The organism is Alteromonas sp. a30 (assembly GCF_026788005.1).
In the GTDB taxonomy this organism is placed as follows: domain Bacteria; phylum Pseudomonadota; class Gammaproteobacteria; order Enterobacterales; family Alteromonadaceae; genus Paraneptunicella.
This window is the reverse complement of the sequence record NZ_JABEPE010000007.1, coordinates 43,432-66,683: the sequence shown is the minus strand read 5'-3', so window position 1 is coordinate 66,683 and position 23,252 is coordinate 43,432. Positions and strand designations below refer to the sequence as shown.

17 protein-coding genes are annotated in these 23,252 nt (G+C 43.4%); 5 read left to right on the top strand and 12 right to left on the bottom strand.

Annotated features, from left to right (window positions below):
• Nucleotides 1-2: 2 nt before the first annotated feature.
• Nucleotides 3-1,067, bottom strand: coding sequence for an HlyD family secretion protein (locus HJG39_RS08750; protein ID WP_268408548.1), 1,065 nt, complete (start codon nucleotides 1,065-1,067; stop codon nucleotides 3-5).
• Nucleotides 1,068-1,577: 510 nt separating this feature from the next.
• Here HJG39_RS08750 and HJG39_RS08745 point away from each other — a divergent pair.
• From HJG39_RS08745 to HJG39_RS08730, 4 genes are all read left to right on the top strand, one after another.
• Nucleotides 1,578-2,558 (top strand): DUF1852 domain-containing protein, encoded by a 981-nt coding sequence (locus HJG39_RS08745; RefSeq protein ID WP_268408675.1) that lies wholly within the window; start codon nucleotides 1,578-1,580, stop codon nucleotides 2,556-2,558.
• A gap of 41 nt (nucleotides 2,559-2,599) precedes the next feature.
• Nucleotides 2,600-3,628 carry a methionine synthase gene (locus tag HJG39_RS08740; RefSeq protein WP_268408546.1) on the top strand — a complete coding sequence of 343 codons (1,029 nt, stop codon included), beginning with the start codon at nucleotides 2,600-2,602 and terminating at the stop codon, nucleotides 3,626-3,628.
• Between the two features lie 320 nt (nucleotides 3,629-3,948).
• Nucleotides 3,949-4,224, top strand: a complete 276-nt coding sequence (locus HJG39_RS08735) for a helix-turn-helix domain-containing protein (protein WP_268408544.1) — start codon at nucleotides 3,949-3,951, stop codon at nucleotides 4,222-4,224.
• The gene (locus HJG39_RS08730; RefSeq protein ID WP_268408543.1) at nucleotides 4,217-5,470 is read left to right on the top strand and encodes a type II toxin-antitoxin system HipA family toxin; all 1,254 of its coding nucleotides are present in this window, start codon (nucleotides 4,217-4,219) and stop codon (nucleotides 5,468-5,470) included. The genes HJG39_RS08735 and HJG39_RS08730 overlap by 8 nt, the downstream gene beginning before the upstream one ends.
• Before the next feature lie 259 nt (nucleotides 5,471-5,729).
• Here the strand turns inward: HJG39_RS08730 and HJG39_RS08725 are convergent, their stop codons facing one another.
• The 11 genes from HJG39_RS08725 to HJG39_RS08675 all read right to left on the bottom strand — a co-directional run bounded on the left by HJG39_RS08725 (nucleotide 5,730) and on the right by HJG39_RS08675 (nucleotide 21,672).
• Nucleotides 5,730-6,350 (bottom strand): amino acid adenylation, encoded by a 621-nt coding sequence (locus tag HJG39_RS08725; RefSeq protein ID WP_268408542.1) that lies wholly within the window; start codon nucleotides 6,348-6,350, stop codon nucleotides 5,730-5,732.
• Nucleotides 6,350-7,330 (bottom strand): 5'-nucleotidase, encoded by a 981-nt coding sequence (locus HJG39_RS08720; protein WP_268408541.1) that lies wholly within the window; start codon nucleotides 7,328-7,330, stop codon nucleotides 6,350-6,352. The genes HJG39_RS08725 and HJG39_RS08720 overlap by 1 nt, the downstream gene beginning before the upstream one ends.
• Nucleotides 7,331-7,365: 35 nt before the next feature.
• Entirely contained in the window at nucleotides 7,366-8,613 is a 1,248-nt protein-coding gene (locus HJG39_RS08715; RefSeq protein ID WP_268408540.1) for a restriction endonuclease subunit S, read from the bottom strand.
• A gap of 70 nt (nucleotides 8,614-8,683) precedes the next feature.
• Nucleotides 8,684-10,309, bottom strand: a complete 1,626-nt coding sequence (locus tag HJG39_RS08710) for a type I restriction-modification system subunit M (RefSeq protein ID WP_268408539.1) — start codon at nucleotides 10,307-10,309, stop codon at nucleotides 8,684-8,686.
• Between the two features lie 59 nt (nucleotides 10,310-10,368).
• Nucleotides 10,369-11,352 (bottom strand): virulence protein RhuM/Fic/DOC family protein, encoded by a 984-nt coding sequence (gene rhuM, locus HJG39_RS08705; RefSeq protein ID WP_268408537.1) that lies wholly within the window; start codon nucleotides 11,350-11,352, stop codon nucleotides 10,369-10,371.
• A complete protein-coding gene (locus tag HJG39_RS08700) occupies nucleotides 11,353-14,823 on the bottom strand; it encodes a DEAD/DEAH box helicase family protein (protein ID WP_268408536.1) in 3,471 nt (1,156 codons plus the stop codon).
• Between the two features lie 68 nt (nucleotides 14,824-14,891).
• The gene (locus tag HJG39_RS08695) at nucleotides 14,892-16,355 is read right to left on the bottom strand and encodes a sigma-54 interaction domain-containing protein (protein ID WP_268408535.1); all 1,464 of its coding nucleotides are present in this window, start codon (nucleotides 16,353-16,355) and stop codon (nucleotides 14,892-14,894) included.
• A 165-nt stretch (nucleotides 16,356-16,520) separates the two neighbouring features.
• Nucleotides 16,521-19,418, bottom strand: coding sequence for an aminomethyl-transferring glycine dehydrogenase (gene gcvP, locus HJG39_RS08690; protein ID WP_268408534.1), 2,898 nt, complete (start codon nucleotides 19,416-19,418; stop codon nucleotides 16,521-16,523).
• A 73-nt stretch (nucleotides 19,419-19,491) separates the two neighbouring features.
• On the bottom strand, nucleotides 19,492-19,881 hold the full coding sequence (gene gcvH, locus HJG39_RS08685; protein WP_268408533.1) for a glycine cleavage system protein GcvH: 390 nt from the start codon (nucleotides 19,879-19,881) through the stop codon (nucleotides 19,492-19,494).
• A gap of 181 nt (nucleotides 19,882-20,062) precedes the next feature.
• Nucleotides 20,063-21,142, bottom strand: a complete 1,080-nt coding sequence (gene gcvT, locus HJG39_RS08680; protein ID WP_268408532.1) for a glycine cleavage system aminomethyltransferase GcvT — start codon at nucleotides 21,140-21,142, stop codon at nucleotides 20,063-20,065.
• A gap of 248 nt (nucleotides 21,143-21,390) precedes the next feature.
• Nucleotides 21,391-21,672 (bottom strand): hypothetical protein, encoded by a 282-nt coding sequence (locus HJG39_RS08675; protein WP_268408531.1) that lies wholly within the window; start codon nucleotides 21,670-21,672, stop codon nucleotides 21,391-21,393.
• Between the two features lie 379 nt (nucleotides 21,673-22,051).
• Here HJG39_RS08675 and HJG39_RS08670 point away from each other — a divergent pair, with 379 nt between their 5' ends.
• Nucleotides 22,052-23,200 (top strand): S8 family serine peptidase, encoded by a 1,149-nt coding sequence (locus HJG39_RS08670; RefSeq protein ID WP_268408530.1) that lies wholly within the window; start codon nucleotides 22,052-22,054, stop codon nucleotides 23,198-23,200.
• The last annotated feature ends 52 nt before the right edge of the window (nucleotides 23,201-23,252 follow it).

Sequence of the window (23,252 nt, the reverse complement as noted above, 5' to 3'; positions counted from 1 at the left end):
AACTAATTCAATAGATTATGTTGTAGTGATTCTGGCCAAGGCTGCGCGGCGTCGACTTTAATGTAAACAGCACCGGGGAGACCCGTTTTCACTTTTTGAATATATTTCTGTAGCAGCTCTGGCGATATTCTGGCTCTCACTCGGAACATCAGCTTTTCGCGCTCGTTCTCTGTTTCCACCGTTTTAGGCGTAAACTGCGCCACATCTGCAATGAACGAAATAGAGGCCGGAATAACATAATCCGGCGCAGCATTTAGAATCAAACGCACTTCGTCGCCCATAGCGAGTTGCCCAGCATAACCAGCAGGCAAGAAGAAGTTCATATAAACATCGGTTAAATCAACAATATTAAGTATGCGCCCACCACCTGCAACCACTTCTCCGGGACGAGCAACAATATATTGCACACGGCCGCTGGCATGGGTTTTTAAATGCCCATCATCAATTTCTAATTGAATTTTTTGAATCGCGGCTTGTGCTGCTATTACAGAAGATTTTGCGCTATCGATTTGTGTTAATGCGGTTGATATAGCGGCCTCGGCCGACTCAGCCTGAGCTTGTGCCGCTGTTAAGGCCGCTTTTGCGCTCTTAACACTGTCTTTTGCATCGTCAATGGATTGTTCGGACGTGAATCCTGATTTAGCAAGCTTAATCAGTCGGTTAGCCTTATTCTTGGCGCCGTTGAGTTCGGTTTCTCTTTGCGCAACGATGGCTAGCGCAGATGCTTTTTCGCTTCGACGCAATGAAAGCTGACTTTCTGCCGTAATAACAGCGGTTTCGGCTTGTTTAAGCTGCGCTTTCGCTTGAGATAATTCTGCCTCGAGCGAACGAATATCCATTAAAGCAACAACCTGATCCGTATCAACAAACTCACCTTCACTCACCAGAAGGGATTCTAAACGTCCACTATTTTTAGCGGCAATATCAATTTCAACGGCTTCAATTCGACCATTACTTTGAATAACATAATGAGGTAGCGACTCTTGTTCGAAAATTCTCCACCCCAAAAACGCTAACACAGCAGCCAGTAAAACCGCCACCAATCGTACGATGATACGATAATCCATTGTCAGAGAGTCTCCATCAAAAATGACTGATACTTGTCCGCTAATTTTATAGCTCAGATAGCGCAAACACTACATCTAAAACGTGATCCAAAATAAGGAAAATGGCAATAAACTGAGATTCGAGTGCTTACTTAACCGGAAACCAAGTCTCTCTGCTTTTGACTTTCGAAGTGGTTATGTCATTAACTTCACCAAACTATGTAATTTATTCATGATTTAATGAAATTAAACCATTTTTATTCATGGAATATGGCGGGTATAAAAATAAAGGTCAGCACGTTGCTAGTTTAGCAATCAGCTAAATACCCGTTCCAAACTATCAGTCACCTGTAGAGAATTAGGAGCAAACCCTCAGCCGCAGGGAAGCGGCTGCGGAGCCTACATGGAAGTATCCACGGCGAGTTTGCGATAAATCTCTATGGGTGACTGATAATTAAACACAGCTATTTAGTTTGGCAATCACTAATGGAAATTAACGCAAGATTATCTCAGCAAACGAAGTACCGAATCATGAAAACAGCAGACTTTACCTTTACCATTAAGCGCGAAGCATTCGATGAGCATTATCAGCCATCGAGCAACACGCGAATGACTACCAACTTTGCCAATTTAGCGCGAGGGGAAAGCCGCCAAGCGAATCTGCGTAACGCATTAAAGATGATCGACAATCGGTTTAACGCCTTGGCGCATTGGGATAATCCTAAAGGCGACCGTTACGGCGTTGAGCTTGAGATTATTTCTGTGGAGATGACTATTGAAGGCAACACACAAAGCTTTCCGTCCATAGAAGTGCTGAAAACCAATATTGTTGATCATCACACCAACGAGCGTATTGAAGGCATTGTTGGCAACAATTTTTCTTCTTATGTACGCGATTACGATTTCAGCGTGTTGCTGCTTAATCATAATAAAAACCAAGCGCAATTTAGCATTCCCGATGGCTTTGGCGATTTGCATGGCAAGCTGTTCAACTATTTTGTGAACTCACAAACCTACCGGCAACACTTTAGCAAGCCACCGGTTATTTGCTTAAGTGTTTCCGATAACAAAGTGTATCGTCGCACCGAAAATCAGCATCCGGTTTTGGGGTTTGAATACTTGCCGAATGAGTCGTCTTTAACTGAGCAATATTTCAAAAAAATGGGCTTGCAAGTACGTTATTTTATGCCGCCAAACAGCGTTGCGCCGCTGGCGTTTTACTTCTTTGGCGATTTGCTCAACGACTACACCAACCTTGAGCTGATTAGCACTATTAGCACCATGGAAACCTTCCAGAAAATCTATCGTCCCGAAATTTATAACGCCAATGCGCCTGCGGGAAACTGCTATCAGCCTAATTTGAAGAACGTGGACCACTCACTCACGCAAATTGTGTACGACAGAGAAGAGCGCAGCCAACTTGCTATTGCCCAAGGTAAGTTCACAGAAGAACACTTTATTAAGCCTTATCAAGCGATTTTGGCGCAGTGGTCTGAAAATTATGCGCTTTAAAGACTTGTCCCCAATAATCTATCACCTGTGAAGAATTAACAATGAAAACACTATTACCCACGTCTACCGCGGGCAGTTTGCCTAAACCGTCTTGGCTTGCCGAACCCGAAACCCTTTGGTCGCCTTGGAAACTGCAACAACAAGAACTGGCAGATGGCAAGCAAGATGCGCTGCGGGTGTCGTTACACGAACAACAACTGGCAGGCATCGACATTGTGAGCGATGGCGAACAAACTCGTCAGCACTTTGTCACCACCTTTATTGAACACTTAAGCGGCGTCGACTTTGAAAACCGCAAAACCGTGAAAATTCGCAACCGATACGACGCCTGCGTGCCGGTGGTGGTAGGTGAAGTATCGCGCCAAAAACCGGTATTTGTGGAAGACGCCAAATTCCTACGTAAACAAACCACTCAACCAATAAAATGGGCGCTGCCCGGCCCCATGACCATGATAGACACGCTTTACGACGACTATTATCACAGCCGCGAGAAGCTCTCATGGGAATTTGCCAAAATCCTCAATCAAGAAGCTAAAGAATTGGAAGCAGCGGGCGTGGATATTATTCAGTTCGACGAACCCGCCTTTAACGTTTTTTTCGACGACGTAAACGACTGGGGTATCGCTACATTAGAGCGCGCCGTAGAAGGGCTGAAATGCGAAACTGCGGTGCATATTTGCTATGGCTACGGCATTAAAGCCAACACCGACTGGAAAAAAACTTTAGGCTCAGAATGGCGACAATACGAGGAAATTTTCCCCAAATTACAAGCCTCGAACATTGATATTATCTCGCTGGAATGCCAACACTCGCGCGTACCCATGGAACTGATTGAACTGGTGCGCGGCAAAAAAGTGATGGTGGGTGCAATCGACGTAGCCAGCAACAACATTGAAACCCCAGAAGAGGTTGCCGACACCCTACGCAAAGCTTTGCAATACGTGGACGCCGACAAACTCTACCCCTGCACCAACTGCGGCATGGCCCCGCTATCGCGCCATGTGGCAAACGGCAAGTTACAAGCGTTAAGCACCGGAGCAGAAATTGTCAGGAAGGAGTTGTTGAAGTAGAGGGGAATTCCCCTCTTTTTGGTTTAGATGAATACAGTTAGTGACTCTAATTATGATGGAATCGCCCAAACCAGTATGCAATTTTTCGCTCAAGTGCAGAACAAAAGAAATAGGCTTATCTCTGTTTGGTTATTAGGCTAATTAAACAAATACAATAAAGTCCGATGAGATTTCGCAAACGAAGTGGTGATGGATCAACTTGGTAACAATACCAAAGAGAAAGCGACTCAACAAACAGCCTCTAACTCTGTCACTATAATAACAATAATATCCAATTTTACGCTATAATTGATACCAAGGTAGCAATTTAAGAGGCGTGTATGTTATCCCTTTATACTGCTTATGATTTGCAGATGGAACTCAAAGAGTTTATTAAATCCGCTCGGAAAAAAGATAAGCTCAGTGTTCAGAAAATGGCCGACCTCTCTGGTGTGCCTTACGCAACAATCCGAAAGTTTGAGTCATCTGGCAATATCTCGTTGCGTCAGTTTCTCATGCTTTATGAGACAGTCGGCGACTTGAAAAAAGTGAAAGAGCTGACAAAGGCGCCTGATCCTGAATTTAAATCAGTAGAGGACGTGCTCAAACATGCTTAAATCAGCCCTAACCGTAAAACGAACCCTTAGCACAGGTGAAAAGGTGCTTGTCGGCAAGCTCGTTGAAAATAGTCAGCACAGCTTCTTTCAATTTGATAAGGCTTATTTAGACGCTCACCCAACCTCTCTGGCTCCGTTCAACTTAAAGGCTGATACAAGCCTACAAGTTGCGCCTAAAGAGCCGCATTACGGCATTCATGGCGTTTTTGGCGATAGTCTCCCCGATGGCTGGGGACTTTATCTCATGGATCGTGTACTTCGGCAGAACAATCATAACCCCAAGGAAGTGACCGCCCTAGAGCGATTGGCTTATCTAGGTGACAGATGCATGGGTGCGTTGAGCTATGAGCCCGCATTAGATTTACTGGATGAGTCCAAGGAGTCAATTGATATCATTGCCCTTGGTCGCGCTGCGATTGAAGAGTTTGAAGGCACCGAATCTGCTTTGCTTGAGCATTTGATGAAGACGGGGGGATCGGGTGGTGCTAGACCCAAAATGAACATTACACGTTTATCAAATGGGGAATATTCAACATTAGATGAAGCGCTAGGAACAAAACTTATCGTCAAGCTGACATCTGAAAAATTTGACTTGAAGCACTCTGAATCATTAGTCGAATATTGCTACATGCAGATGGCCCGTAATGTCGGTATTGAGGTGCCTGAGTTTACTTTAATTGACGCGGGTAATGGACAATTTTGGCTAGAACAGGAACGATTTGATTGCACTGAGCAAGGCGGTCGAGTCCATATGATTTCTGCATGTGGGTTGTTAGACGCTCCGTTTCGAGAGCCTTCATTGGACTATGTTGATTTAGTGAAAGCGACGCGCATCATGTGCAGTGTTACAGAGTCTCAGAAGCTCATTAAGCGCTGCATCTTTAATTACCTCACGGTTAACCAAGATGATCACAGTAAGAACTTCAGTTTCCTTGCCAGTGACGCCGATAACTGGACGTTATCGCCTTTCTACGACATTGTTTACAGCCCTAACCCTTACAAAGAACATATGACGGCATTTGCTGGTAATGGTCGAACACCAAAGAGCGCACTAGACCAGTTAGCTGCTCAGTCTGGGTTATCTTCAAAGAAAGCGATTATGCTTATGGCTGAGGAAATATTTGAAACAACACGTTCATTTAGTCATGAAGCCAAACATCTAGGCTTATCACCTAATCTAATCAAGGAAATTGATAAAGATATGGTGGAAAAATATAAGGCGTTGTTAGCGGAAGACATTTGTTGATAGCTTTCAACGCTTGGGCATGAATACCCTAGGTTATGGTCTCCCCACAACAATAAACCAACTCAAACCAAATTTTTTAGGTACTTTTGAAGTCATCAGGTAGTTTGTGAATATCAAAATTATAGTAACGCCACCAAAAGTAATACATTCACTTTTTGGTAAGTTAATTTATTTTTTAAAATTCTTTAAATACACTACATTAGATGAGCCAAGATCATCCTGTGAAGCAGCTTCGTTCACATCCCTAAGATACTCACTTTTAACCAAACTTTGACAATAGGCTAATAGCTCCTTTACTGGAAAAGACCTGCTCTTTACGCTTGGTTTCTTTCTTTGTTATGCGTTTTACAGAAGTGTTTAGATAAGTGGCTAACTCAATTGCTTGTTGGGCTGATAACTCAGAGACACCTTGCTCTCTTACAATTTGCTCAATCCAAAGCCCCGCATCACTAATATGCCCATTGATACTTAAATCAGTATTTTTGACCCACTCAACATTAAATATTAGGTCTGATAAATCACTCAATAACAGGGCTATTTCGCTTCTAGGCATTCTTCCATAAGCGCTTTGATAGCTTTCCAATGCTTCCGCCAACATTGCCTGCCACTCCATAGTGAGTAACTTAGTTAACTCATCAAGAGTTAAGCGTGTCGTAACAGGTATGAAGAAAATGAAGCGACTATTGGCCTCACAAACAATAATGGTCTTTTCATAGGACTTATATTGGTTATCAATAATATGAGCTTGCCAGCACATAGTTGCGCTATCTGACTTCAATGTATTAACACCCGCTTGCTTACCCTCAGGCGTGGGTAATCTCGGCAGCTCGGCTTTTAGCCATTTGTTTAATGCATTGGTGGCTGAGAACAGTAACTTCATCAGGCTTTCTTTTTCACATTGGGCTGTTTTACTGCCATTTCTGAACTACTGAGGTAAGGCACTTTTCCAGATGGCACTAAATTAGCTGCGGCGTCCAAGTGCACATCTTGATCATCAAAAAAGATGTGAGGGTTAAAGGCTTTTAATACTTTATCTTTACTTACGCCGCCTAAAAAGAACGCTTCATCAACATAAACCCCCCATTCCCGCAGTGTTTTAATTACGCGCATTTCTGATGGGCTATTTCTGGCGGTAACGATGGCTATTCGAATAGGCGAGTATTCAACTTTAATGGGAAGTCTGTCTTGTAGTTTTGACAATTTCCTTAATAAATTAGCATACGGGCCGTCTTGCATCGGTATATCTTGCTTTTCATCTTCTTGAGCATGAAAAGCTTCCATACCTTGCGTTTTATATACCAATTCGCTTTCGTCAGAAAACAATACCGCATCCCCATCAAAAGCAATTCTGACCTGACCTTCAGGTATTTTAGGCGCATTTATTGGAGGATTTTTCAAAATAGCCGCGGCGCACTGGGTTGAATCAATGACGCGCTGCGCATCATCAATATTAGTGGTAAGAAACAAATCTACGTCAAAGGCGTCGAGGTAGTCTGCAACCGACTCTCCTGCGGTAAAGGCTGAGCGAGTAATATTGAGTTTGTCATGGCGAATCGTATTAAGTACCTGTAAGCCCGTATCTGGGCTATTGCGCGACATAACCACTACTTCCACTAGCGGCGAACGATCATCTGCATCTTGGTATTTATTTAAAGCAAGCAGCGCTTTAATTAAGTAGTAACCCGTCCCCGGTTTTAGCGGTTCGTCTTCATGCTTGAGCATATAATCCCGATACGCTTCAATCGCCGTATCGGGATCTTCTTCATAAGTTTCGCGAAATATTTTATCTGATGCACTCATATCAAAAAGTGCGGTTGCCGAAATGCCCACCACTAAGGTATTACGTAAATCAAGTGCCATTAGTCTTCCTTATTATTCTTGTGTTAGGTTGAGAGCTATAGTTCGCCAGCGAATGCTTTTTGGCTTAGTGAGTTGAAAGCATTTGATGCTTCTATTAATGATTTTTGCATTGCTAATTTAGACTTTCGTACTTTGACAACTGCATCGTGATATTTATCCACGAGCTTTTCATCAGGCACTAGTACATTAAAGTTTTTCAATTCCACAGGCGAAATATGTGGCACTGTTGTCTCCGTCGGGCAACAGTGCTTTTCAAAAGCCTTAGACAATATGCTGGCATACAAAAAGTCAGTATATTTTGGATTTTTGGGTCTTATTCTCGCTACACGCTGGACAAGATACGTATCCCTTTCATTTTCTGGAAATACACAAACTTTCAATCCACTAGAAATCCACGGACGATCCATTGCCAAAATGACATCTCCAGCCTTTATTTTATAATTTTGAATTCCAGCTAATTTTTCTTTATTCCAATAGGCTGTATCTTTCCAATCGAAATACCCTGTCAAGGTATTGGCTCCGCGACAAAGCCTTACCGAATCTTCACCATCTTCAATATATTCAGCGCTTTTAAACACATATCCAGAAATTACGTCTGAGAGTTCAGTTAACTTGACTTGAGGTAAACTCTTGGGATTGGTAACAGGATCACCAAACATATCTAGGAAGACGCTGCGGAGGAAGTCGTCGGCGAGGTCGATAGCTTGTTGGCGTTTGCGGCGCACGCTGTCTGCTTTATCTAAAATCGCGGCGATACGTTTTTGTTCTTCAAGTGGTGGAAGTGGAATTTGCAGACTGCGAATGTTTCCTAGTGAAACAAACTTCTGTGTTCCCCCCCTAGAATTACTTTGAAATTGACGAATAGCCAAATTGCTATTTAAAAAATGATAAATATAACGATTATAGACTGCTGTACCCTTAGTAAACTTAAAGAGTGCTACATTTTTAATTGAAAACTCTCGCGACTTTTCAACTATAACTGGATTACCTATAGTACCAATCATTGCATAAAGGATATCACCATCATCAACTGATGAACGCTTAGAAATAGCTTCATGATCTTCCATTGAAATCAAGTTACAGGTTGAGAAGTCAATTTTTCCTCCAACAAGATTTTTTGAAGTTACAAGAGGTATACCTTCGTTTACAGCCTTAGGAGAATCATGAGTACCATCTCTAACATCCATTACGTCATTTGCTTCAACCCAGCGCCAATTATTAGGTAACGATTCATCGCATCCCAATTTAATCACAGCATCGCCTCCAGCGTCGTTCCTGCGCATCCATGCGCCCACGACATTAGTGCTTCCCTGCATGTCATCTTTAAGGTCGGCTTTAAAACAGCTTTCGTCATTAGATCATTTCCTCAAGTTGTTTTAAGTCATTAAGAATTTCATTCTCCAATGACACTAACTTGCCTAAGATCTCTTTTGGCGGATCGTATTCCTCTTCTTCATAAATCACTTCTTTGTAGCGGTTAATAGAAAGGTCATATTTGTTTGAGGTGATTTCGTCTTTGCTTACCCAAAAAGCCGCGCCTGTACGTCCTGCACCCGCGGCATTAGTGCTTCCCTGCACGTCAGCTTTTCTCGCTTTATCTTGTTCTATCGCTTCGGCTTTATCACGGGCTTTAAACTGTGCAACTAAATCAGGCAGGTCGTTATCTTTAATCGGTGTGCGTTTGTCGTCGAGCGAGAAGCCATCGGCTTGAACATCATAAAACCAAACGTGATCGGTGGTGCCGCCTTTGGTGAAGATTAAAATCGCCGTTGATACGCCTGCATAGGGTTTAAACACGCCGCTAGGCAGTGAAATCACCGCTTCAAGCTGGTTGTTATCCACCAGCAATTTACGCAATTGTTGGTGCGCTTTGGATGAACCAAATAATACGCCATCAGGCACGATAGTGGCTGAGCGACCACCCACACGTAACATACGCTCAATTAGTGCAACAAAAAGTAGCTCTGTCTTTTTGGTTTTTACTTTACGTAAAATTTCAGGGCAAACGTCTTCTTCGTCTAAAGACCCTTTGAACGGTGGATTGGCGAGAATAATTTCCATGCCGGACTTTGCTTCATTCGGGAACTTCTCTAAGAAAGATTGGCTTAAGGTATCTTGGTAGTGAATATCGGGCTGCTTAATGCCGTGCATCACTAAGTTCATTGCCGCAACACGTAACATAGTGGCGTCAAAGTCAAAGCCGTGGAACATATCGGTGTCAATGTGTTTGCGTGCGTCTTCGTCAATTAAATCACCTGAATACAAGACGTTTTCGAGCTGATTACCGTTACTGTCGAGCAGCGGCTTGCCATCAATATCAAATAGCGGCTCTCGTTCAATTCCTTCTGTTGAGGTGTACTTTTCAAGTAAGTACTCGTAAGACACTGATAAGAAACCACCTGTGCCCGTTGATGGGTCACAAATACGGCTGTTTTTATCAGGGTCCATCATTTCTACCATTGCACGAATAATGTGGCGTGGCGTTCTAAACTGGCCGTTAATACCTGCGGTGGTTAACTTACTTAATAGATATTCGTATAAGTCGCCTTTGGTATCAGAGTTTTCTAGCGGTAAGTCGTTCACCATCTCTACCGCTTTCACCAATAACGACTGTTTTTGGATCATCAACTGCGCGTCTTTCATAAACTCGTTGAAAATAGCGCCCTCGGTTGACTCATCGTCATTGGCTTTAGAGAAATATGGGAATAGCTCGTCCTTAACGACTTTATAAAGCTCTTCGGCGCCTAAATGACGTATATTTTGCCAACGCAAGTGTTGTTCGTTGTCTTTAAAGCGGCGTGTAAACGGCTTTTTCGTTCTCGTGAAACGCTTTTCATCGGCTTGCTCATTCATATCAAGCATTCGGGCGTACATTAAAAAGGTAATTTGCTCGATTACCGTTAGCGGGTTGGTTATGCCGCCCGTCCAAAACTCTTCCCAAAGTTTGTCTATTTTGCTTTTAAGCTGACCTGTGATCATCTACTGAATATTCCTATTTTCGGGCTAACGCCCGACTTACTTCTAAATAATTTGGCCATTTAATTCGCACTTAATAAGTTCTCGACTAAGCGAATAATGGTGTCTTTTTCTGTTGGTTTGGACTCGGCGACTAACAAGGTTATGGCAGCCAGGCCGGTATCATTTATGACTGGTTGATAATGTTGGTTTAGTAATCGGTTGTTTCTATTTAAAAAATCGACAAATAAAAATGCCGCAGTACGTTTATTGCCATCACTAAATGGATGGTTTTTAACTACAAAGTACAATAAGTGCGCTGCTTTGCTTTCTACGCTTGGATAAGCGGGTTCACCAAATACTGTTTGATCTAACGCACCCCAAATTGCGGCTAAACCATCTGCACGTTGTTGTGCAAATAAGGATGTAGCTTCGCCTTTATTGATAAGGTTTTTCTTAAGTTCAGCAATGGCAATTTTAGCATCGGTTAGTGGCGTTAACTCACCACCTTGCTGGCCTTGAGGTGTTTCTAACAAGCCTTCGTCGTATTGTTGTAACCATAAAAATGTTTGGGTGTAATTGGCAATAATATCAACTAAGCCTGCGCCAAACTCACTATTTTGAGGTAAAGCAGCGGCACGTTTTACGAGTTGTAGTGCTTTTTCAAGTTCGTTGGCATTTTGGGTTAAGCGATCTTGATGTAGGGTGTAACCTTTAAGCAAGTGTTGTTTAAGCGTTTTTGTTGCCCATTGGCGAAAACGAGTGGCTTGGGCTGAGTTTACTCTATAACCGACAGAAATAATGACATCAAGATTGTAGTGTTTTAGTTTACGTTTTACCTGACGCTTTCCCTCTTGACGAACTACCGAGTAATCCTCGGTAGTTGCCATTTCATCAAGTTCACCTGATTGATAGATGTTCTTTAGATGTAGACTAATATTATCGGTTGAAGTATTGAATAACTGGGCAAGCTGTTGTTGAGATAACCAAAAGCTTTCTTGTTCCAAAGCAACGGTTAATTGCAAACTACCATCTTCGTTTTGGTAGATTTCTAACTGACTATTCACTTATACACCCACTTCTTTATTAACCATTTGATTTTTATTACCAAGCTCCACATCAAACTGTTTAATAAATTGTTCTATCACATCGGCTTGAGCTTCACTAAACACGCCATCTAAGCCCATGTCATGTACTTGGGTAAATGGCGCATCGTAAAGTTGATCTATTTTGATAACGCCATATCGCACGAGGTGATTTTTTAATAAACCAATAAAACGCTGTTGTTTCGCATTCATATGGGTATGTGTTTGCTGCATGAAATGCGTAAAGTTTTGCTCAATTGCCTCTTTATCCATACCAACAATGGTACGTAGGATTTTATCTAAGCTTGCCGTTGAATCTGGGTAAAACTCTTTTAAGGTGTTTAAGTCAACATTCGGGTTTTGAATGTGAACCAAGGCGTTTAATCGAGCAATGTCATCTTCGGTAACTGGGCTACCTGCACGGATTTTTTGTAGCACACTCTCGGTTTCAAATAAGGGTGCTAGGGTTTTTTCTACCTCTTGGCGGAAGATTTGATAGTCAATAGACACTATCTTGGTAGGACGCTGCGTAATCTGATAGTCAGCTTCATCTTCTTTGATGTCTAAGATGACTTCTTTTGAAAGCGGTTGAATACCTTTTTCTCTCAAGTGAATAACGCCTCGCAATGCCTTACGACTGGTTTCCAGTGTTTCAAAACCGTCTATTGATGCGGTTAAGTTTTGCCAATATTCCGCTTTTTGAATATCCGCAATAAAACTTGCTTTTGCACGCACTTCATTTAAGTGCATTTGCAGCTTTTCTATCTTTACCATTAAGGCTTGTCGCGCAAGGTCAATTTGGCTTGGGTCGGTGTAGAGCATGGTTTGAATAATGGCGATTTCATTATCAAACTTATACGCTTCTGATTGGCCCATAATGTTGCGCCATTGCATCAGCGGTGCAATATGCTCATAAAGACTCGCTTTAGTTTCTGGTGCAAACTGGTTGAGGTACTTTGCATCTTTGCACGCTTCAACTACTTGCCAATTGTCACGCACCGCTATGGTATTCATATCGAGCGAACACACATCTTGGTGAATGAGTTTTATCACTTCATCAAAGGTTGTTACATCGGCTTTTTTAAGTGAGGTTTCAGCCAATAACAAGCGTGACTCAAATAGCTTTTGCGTTAGCGATTTAGACTGTTTAACGTCCTCTTCTTCTGGGTCCATATCGAAGTATTCGAAGTTATCCCAGTGATCGAAAATCAAGAAGTGGGTTTTGTCTTTTCCCTCACCCTTCTCTCCACCAGCATAGAGATCTTTACATAAACGCGTACCACGCCCAATCATTTGCCAGAACTTCACTTTCGATTTAATTGGTTTTGCAAATACGAGATTTACACATTCAGGTACATCAATACCGGTGTCGAGCATATCAACCGAGACCGCAATGCGAATGCTGTTTTCTTCCGTTGATTTGAAATCGTCAATTAGCGCCTCAGCACGTTCATATTTCGAATGAATAACTCGACAAAAGTTACTACCCAACTGCGGATACATTTCAGCAAATAGGTTAACCATAAGTTCGGCGTGAGCGATATTCCGTGCAAAGACAATCGTCTTACCGGGCAACTGCCCGTCTACATCACGTAAACCTTTTTCCATCAGGTTTCTTAGTATCGCTTCATTAGTTCCTGTGATCTTAACAGCATCGTCTATTTCTTTAGCATCAAAATCCAATTCATTAGGATCAACGCCTTGCTCCTCAAGTTGAGCTATTTGCTCGTCGGTGAGATTATCTTTACTAATCCCTTCACGTAAGAATTTCGTGGTAAAGCTGACGATTTTGTAGGGGACCAAGTTACCGTCTTCTATCGCTTGCTCTAGTGGGTAATTGGCCGTCGGCATTTTGAAATCACAACCGAATAGCTGACAGGTTGAACGAGACACCATTTCAACTGGGGTTGCGGTTAAGCCAACTTCTAGCGCATCAAAGTATTTGAATATGTCGCCGTAAATATTGTAAATGGAGCGATGTGATTCATCGGCAACAATCAGATCAAAATAGCCAACATCATACTTTTGGAATATGCGCATCATGCCCGGATAGGTTGCGATAAAAACGCGAGCACTGCTTGCGGCTTCTTTTTTACTTTTGCCAACCACATAAAGTGGCTCTTTGGTAAATTCGTTAAAGGCATTAGCCGCTTGTTTACGTAACTCTTTACGGTCACAAAGGAATAGCACTCGTTTTGCCCAACCCGCATCCAACAGGCGTTTCGCCAGTGCGATAGATACACGCGTTTTTCCCGTCCCCGTTGCTTGTACAATAAGAGACTTACGGTGTTTGTTAGCGAAACGCTCACAAACACGCGAAATGGTTTCCATTTGATACATACGACCTGCAACATCAGTATCAATAGGCGTTTGGTTAAGATCTTTTTTCAACGTTCGTTGCTTAATGAGGTATTGCAACGAATCTTTTGAATAATAACCATAAAGCTTGCGGCTGTTATAGCCTTGCGCATCGTCTAAAATACGAATGTCGTAGCCATTTGAATAGAATATTACTGGGCGTTGACCAAATTGCTTTTCGAGGGCATCGGCATAGATTTTCGCTTGCTCGCGGCCTTTTTCAACCGATTCTCGAGTACGCTTTGCTTCAATAACCGCCAATGGATTAGCATCATCATCCCACAGTACGTAATCAGCTCTTCCGTTCCCAGTATTTGTTGGCTGATGTGGTAACTTTACTTCTTTGCCCACTTCATCGGTACTGGTTTTATCTAGTGAGACATTCCAACCCGCTGCGCGTAAATCCATATCAATAATACGGTCGCGTGTTTCAGCCTCATTAAAATTGAAGCTTGATGTGATTTGTTTGTTTCGCGCCTGTATTTGGTTGGCTTTCTCAGTATCAATTGCTTGTTTAAGTTTGGATGCTTCAATTTGCGCTAGCTTTTGTGCTTTTTTAGCGGCTTCCAGTTCCTCTAGTGCTTTCTTTAATCGCGCTTTATTTTCAGCCAGCTGTTTTTCAAGTTGCTTGTTCTTTTTAACAAACTCTGCCCCAGATTGGTCTTTTGGTTTTGTTTGTCTTTCCTTAAAATAATCAATCGTAAATTCAGGACAATCTTCTTGCTGGCCTCCCGCATAAGCCATAAAGAGGTAACTCGCGACAAAGTAACTTTCTTTTAATATCCAGATAGCTTGCTGTTGATCGACTTTTCCTTCATGGGCAGCTTGATTACCACTTTTACGGATTGCATGAAGTTTGTCAGTAATTAGGCTAGGTACAACACTTGTGAAGTCATCTGAGATTAACTTGTCATAGATGTTAGAATTCGGAAATACAGGTAGGCGAAGCTCCTTATACAAATAGCCAACTACTTTTTCGGCAAAGCAACGCAACTTTACTAAAGCGCTTTGTGGGTCACTGATCACATAATCTTCTGCAAATGCTGCAAGCTGATGCAATTCAGGCCATTTGTTTTGGATGTGTTCAAAATTCATTGATTGCTTCATTCCTAATTATTCCTTGTGTTGCTTCCTACATGGCAAGCACAGTGCCAAATTCGAAATTATTGTTCTTTTTCATTTTGAATCCCCAATCGCTTCATCCAATTTGTTAGCGTTTGATGATCTTTTAACCCTAGCATTTGAGTAGCGTGCCTCTTAACATTCCCGCTTGCTTTTAATGCTGCCTCAACATAATTTTTTTGATATTTTTCAGTTAGTTGAACTATATCAACCGCATCATTATAAGAGAGAGTTACTTCATTATTTCGTTCACCAATTCTTCTGTTAATGATAGCTTCGGATAGTTCCTTTTCACCGACAAGTTTTGAATCTGTCCACAGAAAAGCGCGGTTCAATGTGCTCCATAATTCACGAATATTGCCTAGCCATGGTTGCGCCAAAATAAATTTAATTCCGTTTTCGGAAACTTTTTTACTTAGATACTCTGGGTGTTTCGACCCCGATTCATTAATTTGGTCTGTCAGTTGTTCAACGATGAGTGGTATATCGTCTAGTCGTTCTCTAAGCGGTGGTATGTCGATAATACCAACAGCTAGGCGATAAAACAGATCTTCTCGAAAATCCCCTTGTTCAATCAAGGCGGTCAAATCTTGATGAGTAGCGACAATAACGCGCACATCAACATTAATGGTTTTGGTATCGCCGAGCCTGGTAATTTCACCTTGCTGTAATGCCCTGAGGAGCTTAACTTGTATATCAGGTTTTAATTCACCCACTTCATCTAAAAATAAAGTTCCATGGTTAGCTTGTTCAAACAAACCTGTGTAGTCTTTGTCAGCCCCTGTAAATGCGCCTTTTTTATGACCAAACAATGTTGAATCAACTAGGTTTTCAGCAAGCGCACCGCAGTTTACAACTCTTATGGGCTTACTTCCTCTTAGACTTCCTTTATGAATGGCATTTGCCATCAACTCTTTACCTGTTCCTGTTTCACCCAGAATCAATGCAGGTACTTCAGAGGCTGCGATTCTCTTTGCCTTTTCGACCACCTCACACATCGCTTTGGAGCTGACCGTTATCGCAGAAAACGCATGTTGTATTTTCGGTAATGATGTCGCTGAATGAGCAATATTCTTTGAGGCAGACTTGACGTATTCTTGACCGAAATCTATTGGTATTTCGACTTCTTCAATAACGCTTTTCGGTGAAGATTGTAAAAAACGCGTATTTGACTTGCCTTTGCCATGAAGCACAGAAAGGGTTGTCATTGCAGGTGTACCAGATGTTAGGTTGATCGAGAGCGTGTCAGATTCTTCAGATAGCTTTGTGATCCACTTCTCTGTTTCGATTGAAATAGATTGGTAGTCAATTGGGCTTTGGATTTGCGCTAAGTGGATTTTAATATCTTCAGATGGTCGGCTTATCATCGCCATACGTTTTTTCAAAAAACGTTCAAACGAATCCCACTTAGCTTCATCTTTATTGGAAAGAATAACGATTTTGTCGAATGGAACTTCAGATTTTGTCGCAAGTGAAACAATCGCAGCGTTTAGCTCTTGCTCCATGTTTTCAATATCTCGATTACCAAGCCACGTAAAAAGTGTATGCACTGTCCAACAGCTTATTTTTATTCATTTGTAATTTATATTACATGAAATAATAATTTTTACCCATGAAAAAAGCGAACCCGATGGTTCGCTTTTTCATGCTTATCAGTTATTGCTACATCCCTATTCTTCCCGATAGCTCTCCACGCTTGGGCAGGAGCATACTAGGTTGCGGTCGCCGTATACGTCGTCAATGCGGTTGACGCTTGGCCAGAATTTGTTGCGGCGTACGGCTTCTACTGGGTAGGCGGCTAGGTTTCTGTCGTAGCTGCGGTTCCAGTCGTTGTCGCAAATGTCGGCTAGCGTGTGTGGCGCGTTATGAAGCGGGTTGTCGTCGCTGCTCCATTCGCCGCTTTGTACTTTGGCGATTTCCTGTCGAATGCCAATCATGGCATCGCAGAAGCGGTCTAGCTCGGCAAGGGCTTCTGATTCCGTTGGCTCAATCATTAAGGTTCCCGCTACAGGGAAGCTCATGGTTGGCGCGTGGAAACCGTAGTCGTTAAGGCGTTTTGCCACATCCAGTTCGGTTACGCCGCTGGCTTCTTTAAGTGGGCGTAAGTCGATGATGCATTCGTGCGCCACTTTGTCGTTGCGTCCACGATACAACACGGGGAAGTGTTGTTCTAAGCGTTTGGCAATGTAGTTGGCGTTTAGAATGGCGACTTGTGTTGCTTTACGCAGGCCAGCAGACCCCATCATTTTAATGTACATGTAGCTGATTGGCAGAATAGACGCACTGCCCCACGGCGCTGCGGAAACGGCACCGTTAGCGGCGTGTTCGCCGTTTATATCAACCACGTTGTGTCCCGGTAAAAAAGGCGCCAAGTGTGATTTCACACCGATTGGGCCCATGCCCGGGCCGCCGCCGCCATGCGGAATGCAGAAGGTTTTGTGCAAATTTAAGTGCGATACATCTGAGCCAATGGAACCCGGTGAGGTAATACCCACTTGCGCGTTCATGTTGGCGCCGTCCATATAAACTTGGCCGCCATGAGCGTGAATGATCTCGCACACCTCTTTGATGGTTTCTTCGTACACGCCATGCGTAGAAGGATATGTCACCATGATGCACGACAAGTTATCGCCCGCTTCTTCAGCTTTGGCGCGAAGGTCGGCTAAGTCGATGTTGCCGTTTTTATCGCAATCGACCACCACCACTTTTAAGCTCACCATGTTGGCAGACGCAGGGTTTGTGCCGTGCGCTGAGCTTGGTATTAAGCAAATGTTACGATGCCCTTCGTTGCGGCTTTCATGGTATTTTTGAATGGCGATAAGGCCCGCGTATTCACCTTGCGCGCCAGAGTTTGGCTGCATCGACATGGTGTCGTACCCTGTTACATCCACCAGCCAGCTTTCCAGCTCGGTAATCATGGTGCTGTAGCCTTGCGCTTGGTCCACCGGTGCAAACGGGTGAAGTTTGCCAAATTCTGGCCACGTTACCGGAATCATTTCCGCTGTGGCGTTGAGTTTCATGGTGCATGAACCAAGGGAAATCATGGAATGATTCAGCGCTAAGTCTTTATCTTCTAACGACTTAATATAACGCAGCATTTCCGTTTCAGAATGGTACTTGTTAAACACTTCGTTGGTAAGAATCGCACTATCACGCTGCAATTCAGCCGGAATTGACGCACTGCCGTTTGCCACAATGTTGGCATCAAGAGCGGCAACGTCTAAACCGTGATCCACACCGCAGAAAATCTCAAACAAGTCTTCGATGTGAGAACGCACGGTGGTTTCATCTAAGCTGATACCAATTTGTCCGTCTAAATCGGTGCGTAAGTTAATGCCTTTAGCGAGCGCGGCTTGCACGATAGTTTCTTTGTTTTCAGTATTAACCGTGATGGTGTCGAACCATGTATTGTGCGCCAGTTCGAAACCTTTTTGTTGTAAGCCCGATGCCAAAATATCGGTAAAGCGATGAATGCGCTGTGCGATGGTTTTTAAGCCTTCTGGCCCATGATACACCGCGTAAAACGACGCCATATTGGCGAGCAAGACTTGCGCGGTACAAATGTTTGAGTTGGCTTTTTCACGACGAATATGTTGCTCTCGAGTTTGCAATGCCATTCGCAGAGCTGGACGACCTCGGGTATCTTTGGAAACACCAATAATACGGCCCGGCAATGAACGCTTATATTTGTCACGAGTGGCGAAGAAGGCCGCATGTGGTCCACCGTAGCCCATGGGTACACCAAAACGCTGTGCTGAACCTAATACCACATCTGCACCTAACTCACCTGGCGATTTCAACAACACCAAACTCATGATGTCGGCAGCAACGGAAACAATACCTTTGTTGGCTTGTACCGCCGCAATAATGTCGCTGATGTTTTGGATCTCGCCAGTGCTACTTGGGTACTGCAATAGCGCACCGAAACAGTCGCTCTCAGCGGCGTTTTCGGTTTTGCCAACAACGACATCAAAACCAAACATATCGGCGCGATTTTTCACAACGCTGTAAGTTTGAGGGTGAACATTGTCGGCAACAAAAAAGCTATTCGATTTTTTGTTTTTCGACATACGCTTAGCCAAGGTCATGGCTTCAGCGGCAGCCGTGCCTTCGTCTAACAACGAGGCTGAGGCAAGTTCGAGTCCGGTTAAATCTAAGGTGAGTTGCTGGAAGTTTAGCAAGGCTTCTAAACGACCTTGTGCAATTTCCGGCTGATAAGGTGTATAGGCGGTATACCAACCCGGATTTTCCAAAACGTTACGTAAAATCACGTTTGGCGTGAAGGTATCGGCATAACCCATACCAATGTGCGAACGGAAAATGTGGTTTTGTCCTGCAATGGCTTTTAGCTCTGCCAAGGCTTGCGCTTCGGTTTTGCTGCTCCCCACACTGGTGCCGGATTCAGTTAAGATACTGCCGGGGACAGTCTGTTCCATTAAGTCGTCGAGTGAAGTCGCGCCCACCGCATCTAGCATAGAGTGGATTTCGGACTCACTTGGACCAATATGACGACGCACAAAATCTTCGGTTTGCTCTAGTTGGGCAAGTGTAATCAATGGTTCAGACATGTTTTAACTTCTTCGCTTAATACTAATTCGTGTCTAATTTTCCGTAGTGTCGTCAGGTAATGACGTACGAAAATTAGTCTTCGTCGATGCTATTGGCGTAGCCTTCTGCGTCTAACAAGTTAGAGACTTCTGATTCGTCTTCAACTTTCATTTTGTAGATCCAGCCATCGCCGTAAGGATCGCTGTTAACTAATTCCGGCGACTCTTCTAACTGCTCATTAATGGCGATTACTGTACCGGTTAGCGGTGAGTAAACATCTGATGCCGCTTTTACAGACTCAACTACGGCGACTTCATCTCCCACACCGAATGATTCGTCTAATTCTGGTACTTCTACGAAGACCATGTCACCCAACAGCTCTTGAGCATGCTCAGAAATACCAACGGTATAAACGCCGTCACCTTCGTTACGAACCCACTCATGGCTTGTTGCATAACGTAATTCAGATGGAATGTTACTCATAATACGTCCTTAAATATCTTGCACTTGTCTTTGACAGATTGGTTAATTTATTCAGCGTTGCGATGACAACAGCTTGTTTCAATAATTTTTAAATAGGCGTTCTGATTTTCCATCACCATGGACATTAACGCAAACTGGTAGTGAATCTGTCCACGGGTGATTAAACATGCTTCAACACTATTTAAAATACCTGCTTTCCGTTTCTTACGAAGCCCGGCTTCACAACTTTTACCGTAATCCACTTCTTGCGCATTTCCACCTCCACTTCATCACCTACGGAAGCAGGCACGCGAGCCATTGCTACGCTGTGTCCAAGTGTAGGAGAAAAAGTACCAGATGTGATCACGCCTTCTTCGTCACCAATACGAACTTTCAAGCCACTACGAAGTACGCCTTTTTCGGTCATCACTAAACCTACCAGTTTTTGTGTGCCTTCGGCTTTGTGTTGGGTAATCGCGGCGCGACCCATGAAGTCTCTGTCTTCCGGTTCCCAAGTGATGGTCCAGCCCATATTGGCGGCAAGTGGTGAAGTGTTCTCATCCATATCTTGGCCGTAAAGGTTCATGCCCGCTTCTAAACGAAGTGTGTCGCGCGCGCCTAAACCGCAAGGTTGAATGCCTTCGCCAAGGAGTTTGTCCCAAAACGCACCGGCATCATCAACGTTAACCATAATTTCATAGCCCGCTTCGCCCGTGTAACCTGTGGTCGCGATGAATAAATCGCCTGCGGTTACACCAAAGAAAGGCTTCATGCCGTCAACGGCAGTTTTTTGCTCGTCGGAAAGTAAATTGGCAACTTTGGCTTTGGCGTTGGGGCCTTGCACGGCAATCATGGCGTAATCGTCGCGCACTTGCGTACTAATATCAAAGCCTTCAGCAACCTTCGCAAGCCAGTTGAGATCTTTTTCACGCGTGGCTGAATTCACCACTAAACGGTAACTTTCATCGTTGAAGTAATACACGATAAGGTCATCTACTACACCGCCAGTTTCGTTCAACATTCCGCTGTAAAGGGCTTTACCCGGTAATTTGAGCTTGGCTACGTCGTTTGCTAATAAATAGCGTAAGTAAGCTTTGGCGTCTTTTCCTTGAACGTCAACAATTGTCATGTGGCTAACATCAAACATGCCCGCGTTTTTGCGCACAGCGTGGTGTTCTTCAATTTGAGAGCCATAATGGAGAGGCATATCCCACCCGTGAAAGTCCACCATTTTGGCGTTGGACTCAAGGTGTTTAGGATGCAAAACGGTAGTGTTAGACATGAGCATTCCCAGTGAGTTACTAATAATACTGCCTGAAAAATGACTTATTTTTCAGCGTGCCTGATTATAGAATTAGCTGAAAAAGCTAACAAATTGGAAATGTTTATCAAATCATAAAAATTATTTATATAAACACACAAAGGCATAAAAATAACAAATGAAAAGAAAATATTATTTACCTTCTTGAAAAGTCGACTCACCTTCTAGTCCATTTGAAAAAACGCCATATCTGCCGCAAGCAACCGGTGCTAGGCAAAGTCGTCGATGTGACGTTGACCTTTTGAATCTGTGTAATTGTGATCCTGATGGCCTTCTTCTTTTTCCTCTTCTTCGCTTTTTTTCTTTTTGGCCTTGATGGACTCTTTATATTTCTCTCGAGCTTCACGCTCTTCGGAGTTTAACTCTTTCTCTTCATCGTTTAGCTCGCGCAAGCTGGCCTCTTTGCTGACCTGCTCAACAATGTGCTTGTCTTGCTCGATAGGCTCTTTGCCTAAGCGAGGTAATACTGAGAAAAGTAAGTCACTTGTCATAATTCAAACTTCTGTAGCCAATAAGCCTTTTCTACGTAATGATTCAACATATTGATTAATTTTTGTCCTAAACGCAACTTTGCAACCCTTCACTTTGCTCCAAGCATGAAGCCAAGGGCGCCATTTTCAACAAATATCCTTCTCTTTGGCTATCGCTTTAATTATAGACTATTTTTTAGCCTATGCTTATCCCTTGTTATTCCGCTTTTCCAACATTGGTTGCATTTTTTTCGCCTGTAACCAGTTGAAAAATATCTCAAAATGTAATTAAACGTAATAATTTGTAATTATAAACGAATTTAGTAGGTCACTTTTAGTGATGCGCTCTAAGCGTATTTTCCTTAAATATAACTTCGTTTAGTGTTACAGGAATCAAGATATGTATAAATCTACTTTAGCAGTAGCAGTAAGTATCGCAGTAACCGGGGCTGTTCAAGCCATGCCAGAGCCAAGCAATGGCGCAAACGCTGATCTTCTTAACATTCAAAATCGATGTATCGTTCGTTTAAACGACGATGTTCAAAAGTCTGAAGTAAAGGGGATTGCACGCGGACTATTATCCGCAGCAAGAGCCAAGGGCCAATCTGGCGATATTGAATATTTATACGAAAACACAATCAAAGGTTTCACCGTTAGCATGTCATGTACTGCTGCGGAAAAAGCATTCGGCAAACATGCTGACGTTTTGAGCATGGAACCAGACGGTCTAGTGTCTGTTTCTATGGGTAAACCGGGTGGTGGTGGCGGTAGCCAAGCGCAAGTGACACCTTGGAGCGTTACACGTGTTGGCGGTCCAGTTGATGGCACAGGCATGACAGCTTGGGTACTGGATACCGGTATCGATTCAACTCACGCTGACTTAAACGTAGACACAAGCCGTGGCTTCACTGCATTCACTAGCGGTAAAGATGCAGACACCGAAGATGGCAACGGTCACGGTACTCACGTTGCGGGCACCATTGGTGCTTTAGATAACAACATCGACGTTGTTGGTGTTGCGGCAGGCACAACTTTGATTCCTGTAAAAGTGCTTGATTCTCGTGGCTCAGGTTCATTTTCCGGTGTTATTGCTGGGATCGATTACGTAGGCGCGAATGCAAGCCCGGGTGATTGTGCTAACATGAGCCTAGGTGGTGGATTCAGCCAATCATTGAATGATGCCGTTGAAGCAGCAGCACAAAACTCAGGCGCATTCTTCGTTATCGCAGCCGGTAACGATGGCTCTCACGCTAGCAACTACTCGCCAGCAAGTGCTTCTGGTAATCGCGTATTCACTATTTCTGCATTCGACATCAACGACACGATGCCTTCTTGGTCTAACTTCGGTAATCCACCAGTAGATTACTCAGGTCCGGGTGTAACAATCCTTTCAACTGCGGCTGGCGGTGGGACAACTACCCTTTCCGGTACCTCTATGGCGTCACCCGCTTCTTGTGCCGTTATCATGATGAGAAATGGTAATCCAAGTACCGATGGTGTAGTGAATGGCGACCAAGATGGGAACCCAGATTCAATTATTCATCTTTAGTTGATAATTTCTTCCTAAGTTATAGTTAGTGAGGAGCTTCGGCTCCTCCTTC

Excerpts from the sequence above, each read along its gene's own strand:
- HJG39_RS08740 (WP_268408546.1), top strand. The coding sequence starts at position 2,600 with ATGAAAACACTATTACCCACGTCTACCGCGGGCAGTTTGCCTAAACCG.
- gcvP (WP_268408534.1), bottom strand. The coding sequence starts at position 19,418 with ATGTCTGAACCATTGATTACACTTGCCCAACTAGAGCAAACCGAAGAT.
- gcvT (WP_268408532.1), bottom strand. The coding sequence starts at position 21,142 with ATGTCTAACACTACCGTTTTGCATCCTAAACACCTTGAGTCCAACGCC.
- HJG39_RS08720 (WP_268408541.1), bottom strand. The coding sequence starts at position 7,330 with ATGGCACTTGATTTACGTAATACCTTAGTGGTGGGCATTTCGGCAACC.
- HJG39_RS08700 (WP_268408536.1), bottom strand. The coding sequence starts at position 14,823 with ATGAATTTTGAACACATCCAAAACAAATGGCCTGAATTGCATCAGCTT.
- gcvH (WP_268408533.1), bottom strand. The coding sequence starts at position 19,881 with ATGAGTAACATTCCATCTGAATTACGTTATGCAACAAGCCATGAGTGG.
- HJG39_RS08715 (WP_268408540.1), bottom strand. The coding sequence starts at position 8,613 with ATGCGCAGGAACGACGCTGGAGGCGATGCTGTGATTAAATTGGGATGC.
- HJG39_RS08675 (WP_268408531.1), bottom strand. The coding sequence starts at position 21,672 with ATGACAAGTGACTTACTTTTCTCAGTATTACCTCGCTTAGGCAAAGAG.
- HJG39_RS08730 (WP_268408543.1), top strand. The coding sequence starts at position 4,217 with ATGCTTAAATCAGCCCTAACCGTAAAACGAACCCTTAGCACAGGTGAA.
- HJG39_RS08725 (WP_268408542.1), bottom strand. The coding sequence starts at position 6,350 with ATGAAGTTACTGTTCTCAGCCACCAATGCATTAAACAAATGGCTAAAA.
- HJG39_RS08750 (WP_268408548.1), bottom strand. The coding sequence starts at position 1,067 with ATGGATTATCGTATCATCGTACGATTGGTGGCGGTTTTACTGGCTGCT.
- HJG39_RS08745 (WP_268408675.1), top strand. The coding sequence starts at position 1,578 with ATGAAAACAGCAGACTTTACCTTTACCATTAAGCGCGAAGCATTCGAT.
- HJG39_RS08710 (WP_268408539.1), bottom strand. The coding sequence starts at position 10,309 with ATGATCACAGGTCAGCTTAAAAGCAAAATAGACAAACTTTGGGAAGAG.
- HJG39_RS08670 (WP_268408530.1), top strand. The coding sequence starts at position 22,052 with ATGTATAAATCTACTTTAGCAGTAGCAGTAAGTATCGCAGTAACCGGG.
- HJG39_RS08695 (WP_268408535.1), bottom strand. The coding sequence starts at position 16,355 with ATGGAGCAAGAGCTAAACGCTGCGATTGTTTCACTTGCGACAAAATCT.
- HJG39_RS08735 (WP_268408544.1), top strand. The coding sequence starts at position 3,949 with ATGTTATCCCTTTATACTGCTTATGATTTGCAGATGGAACTCAAAGAG.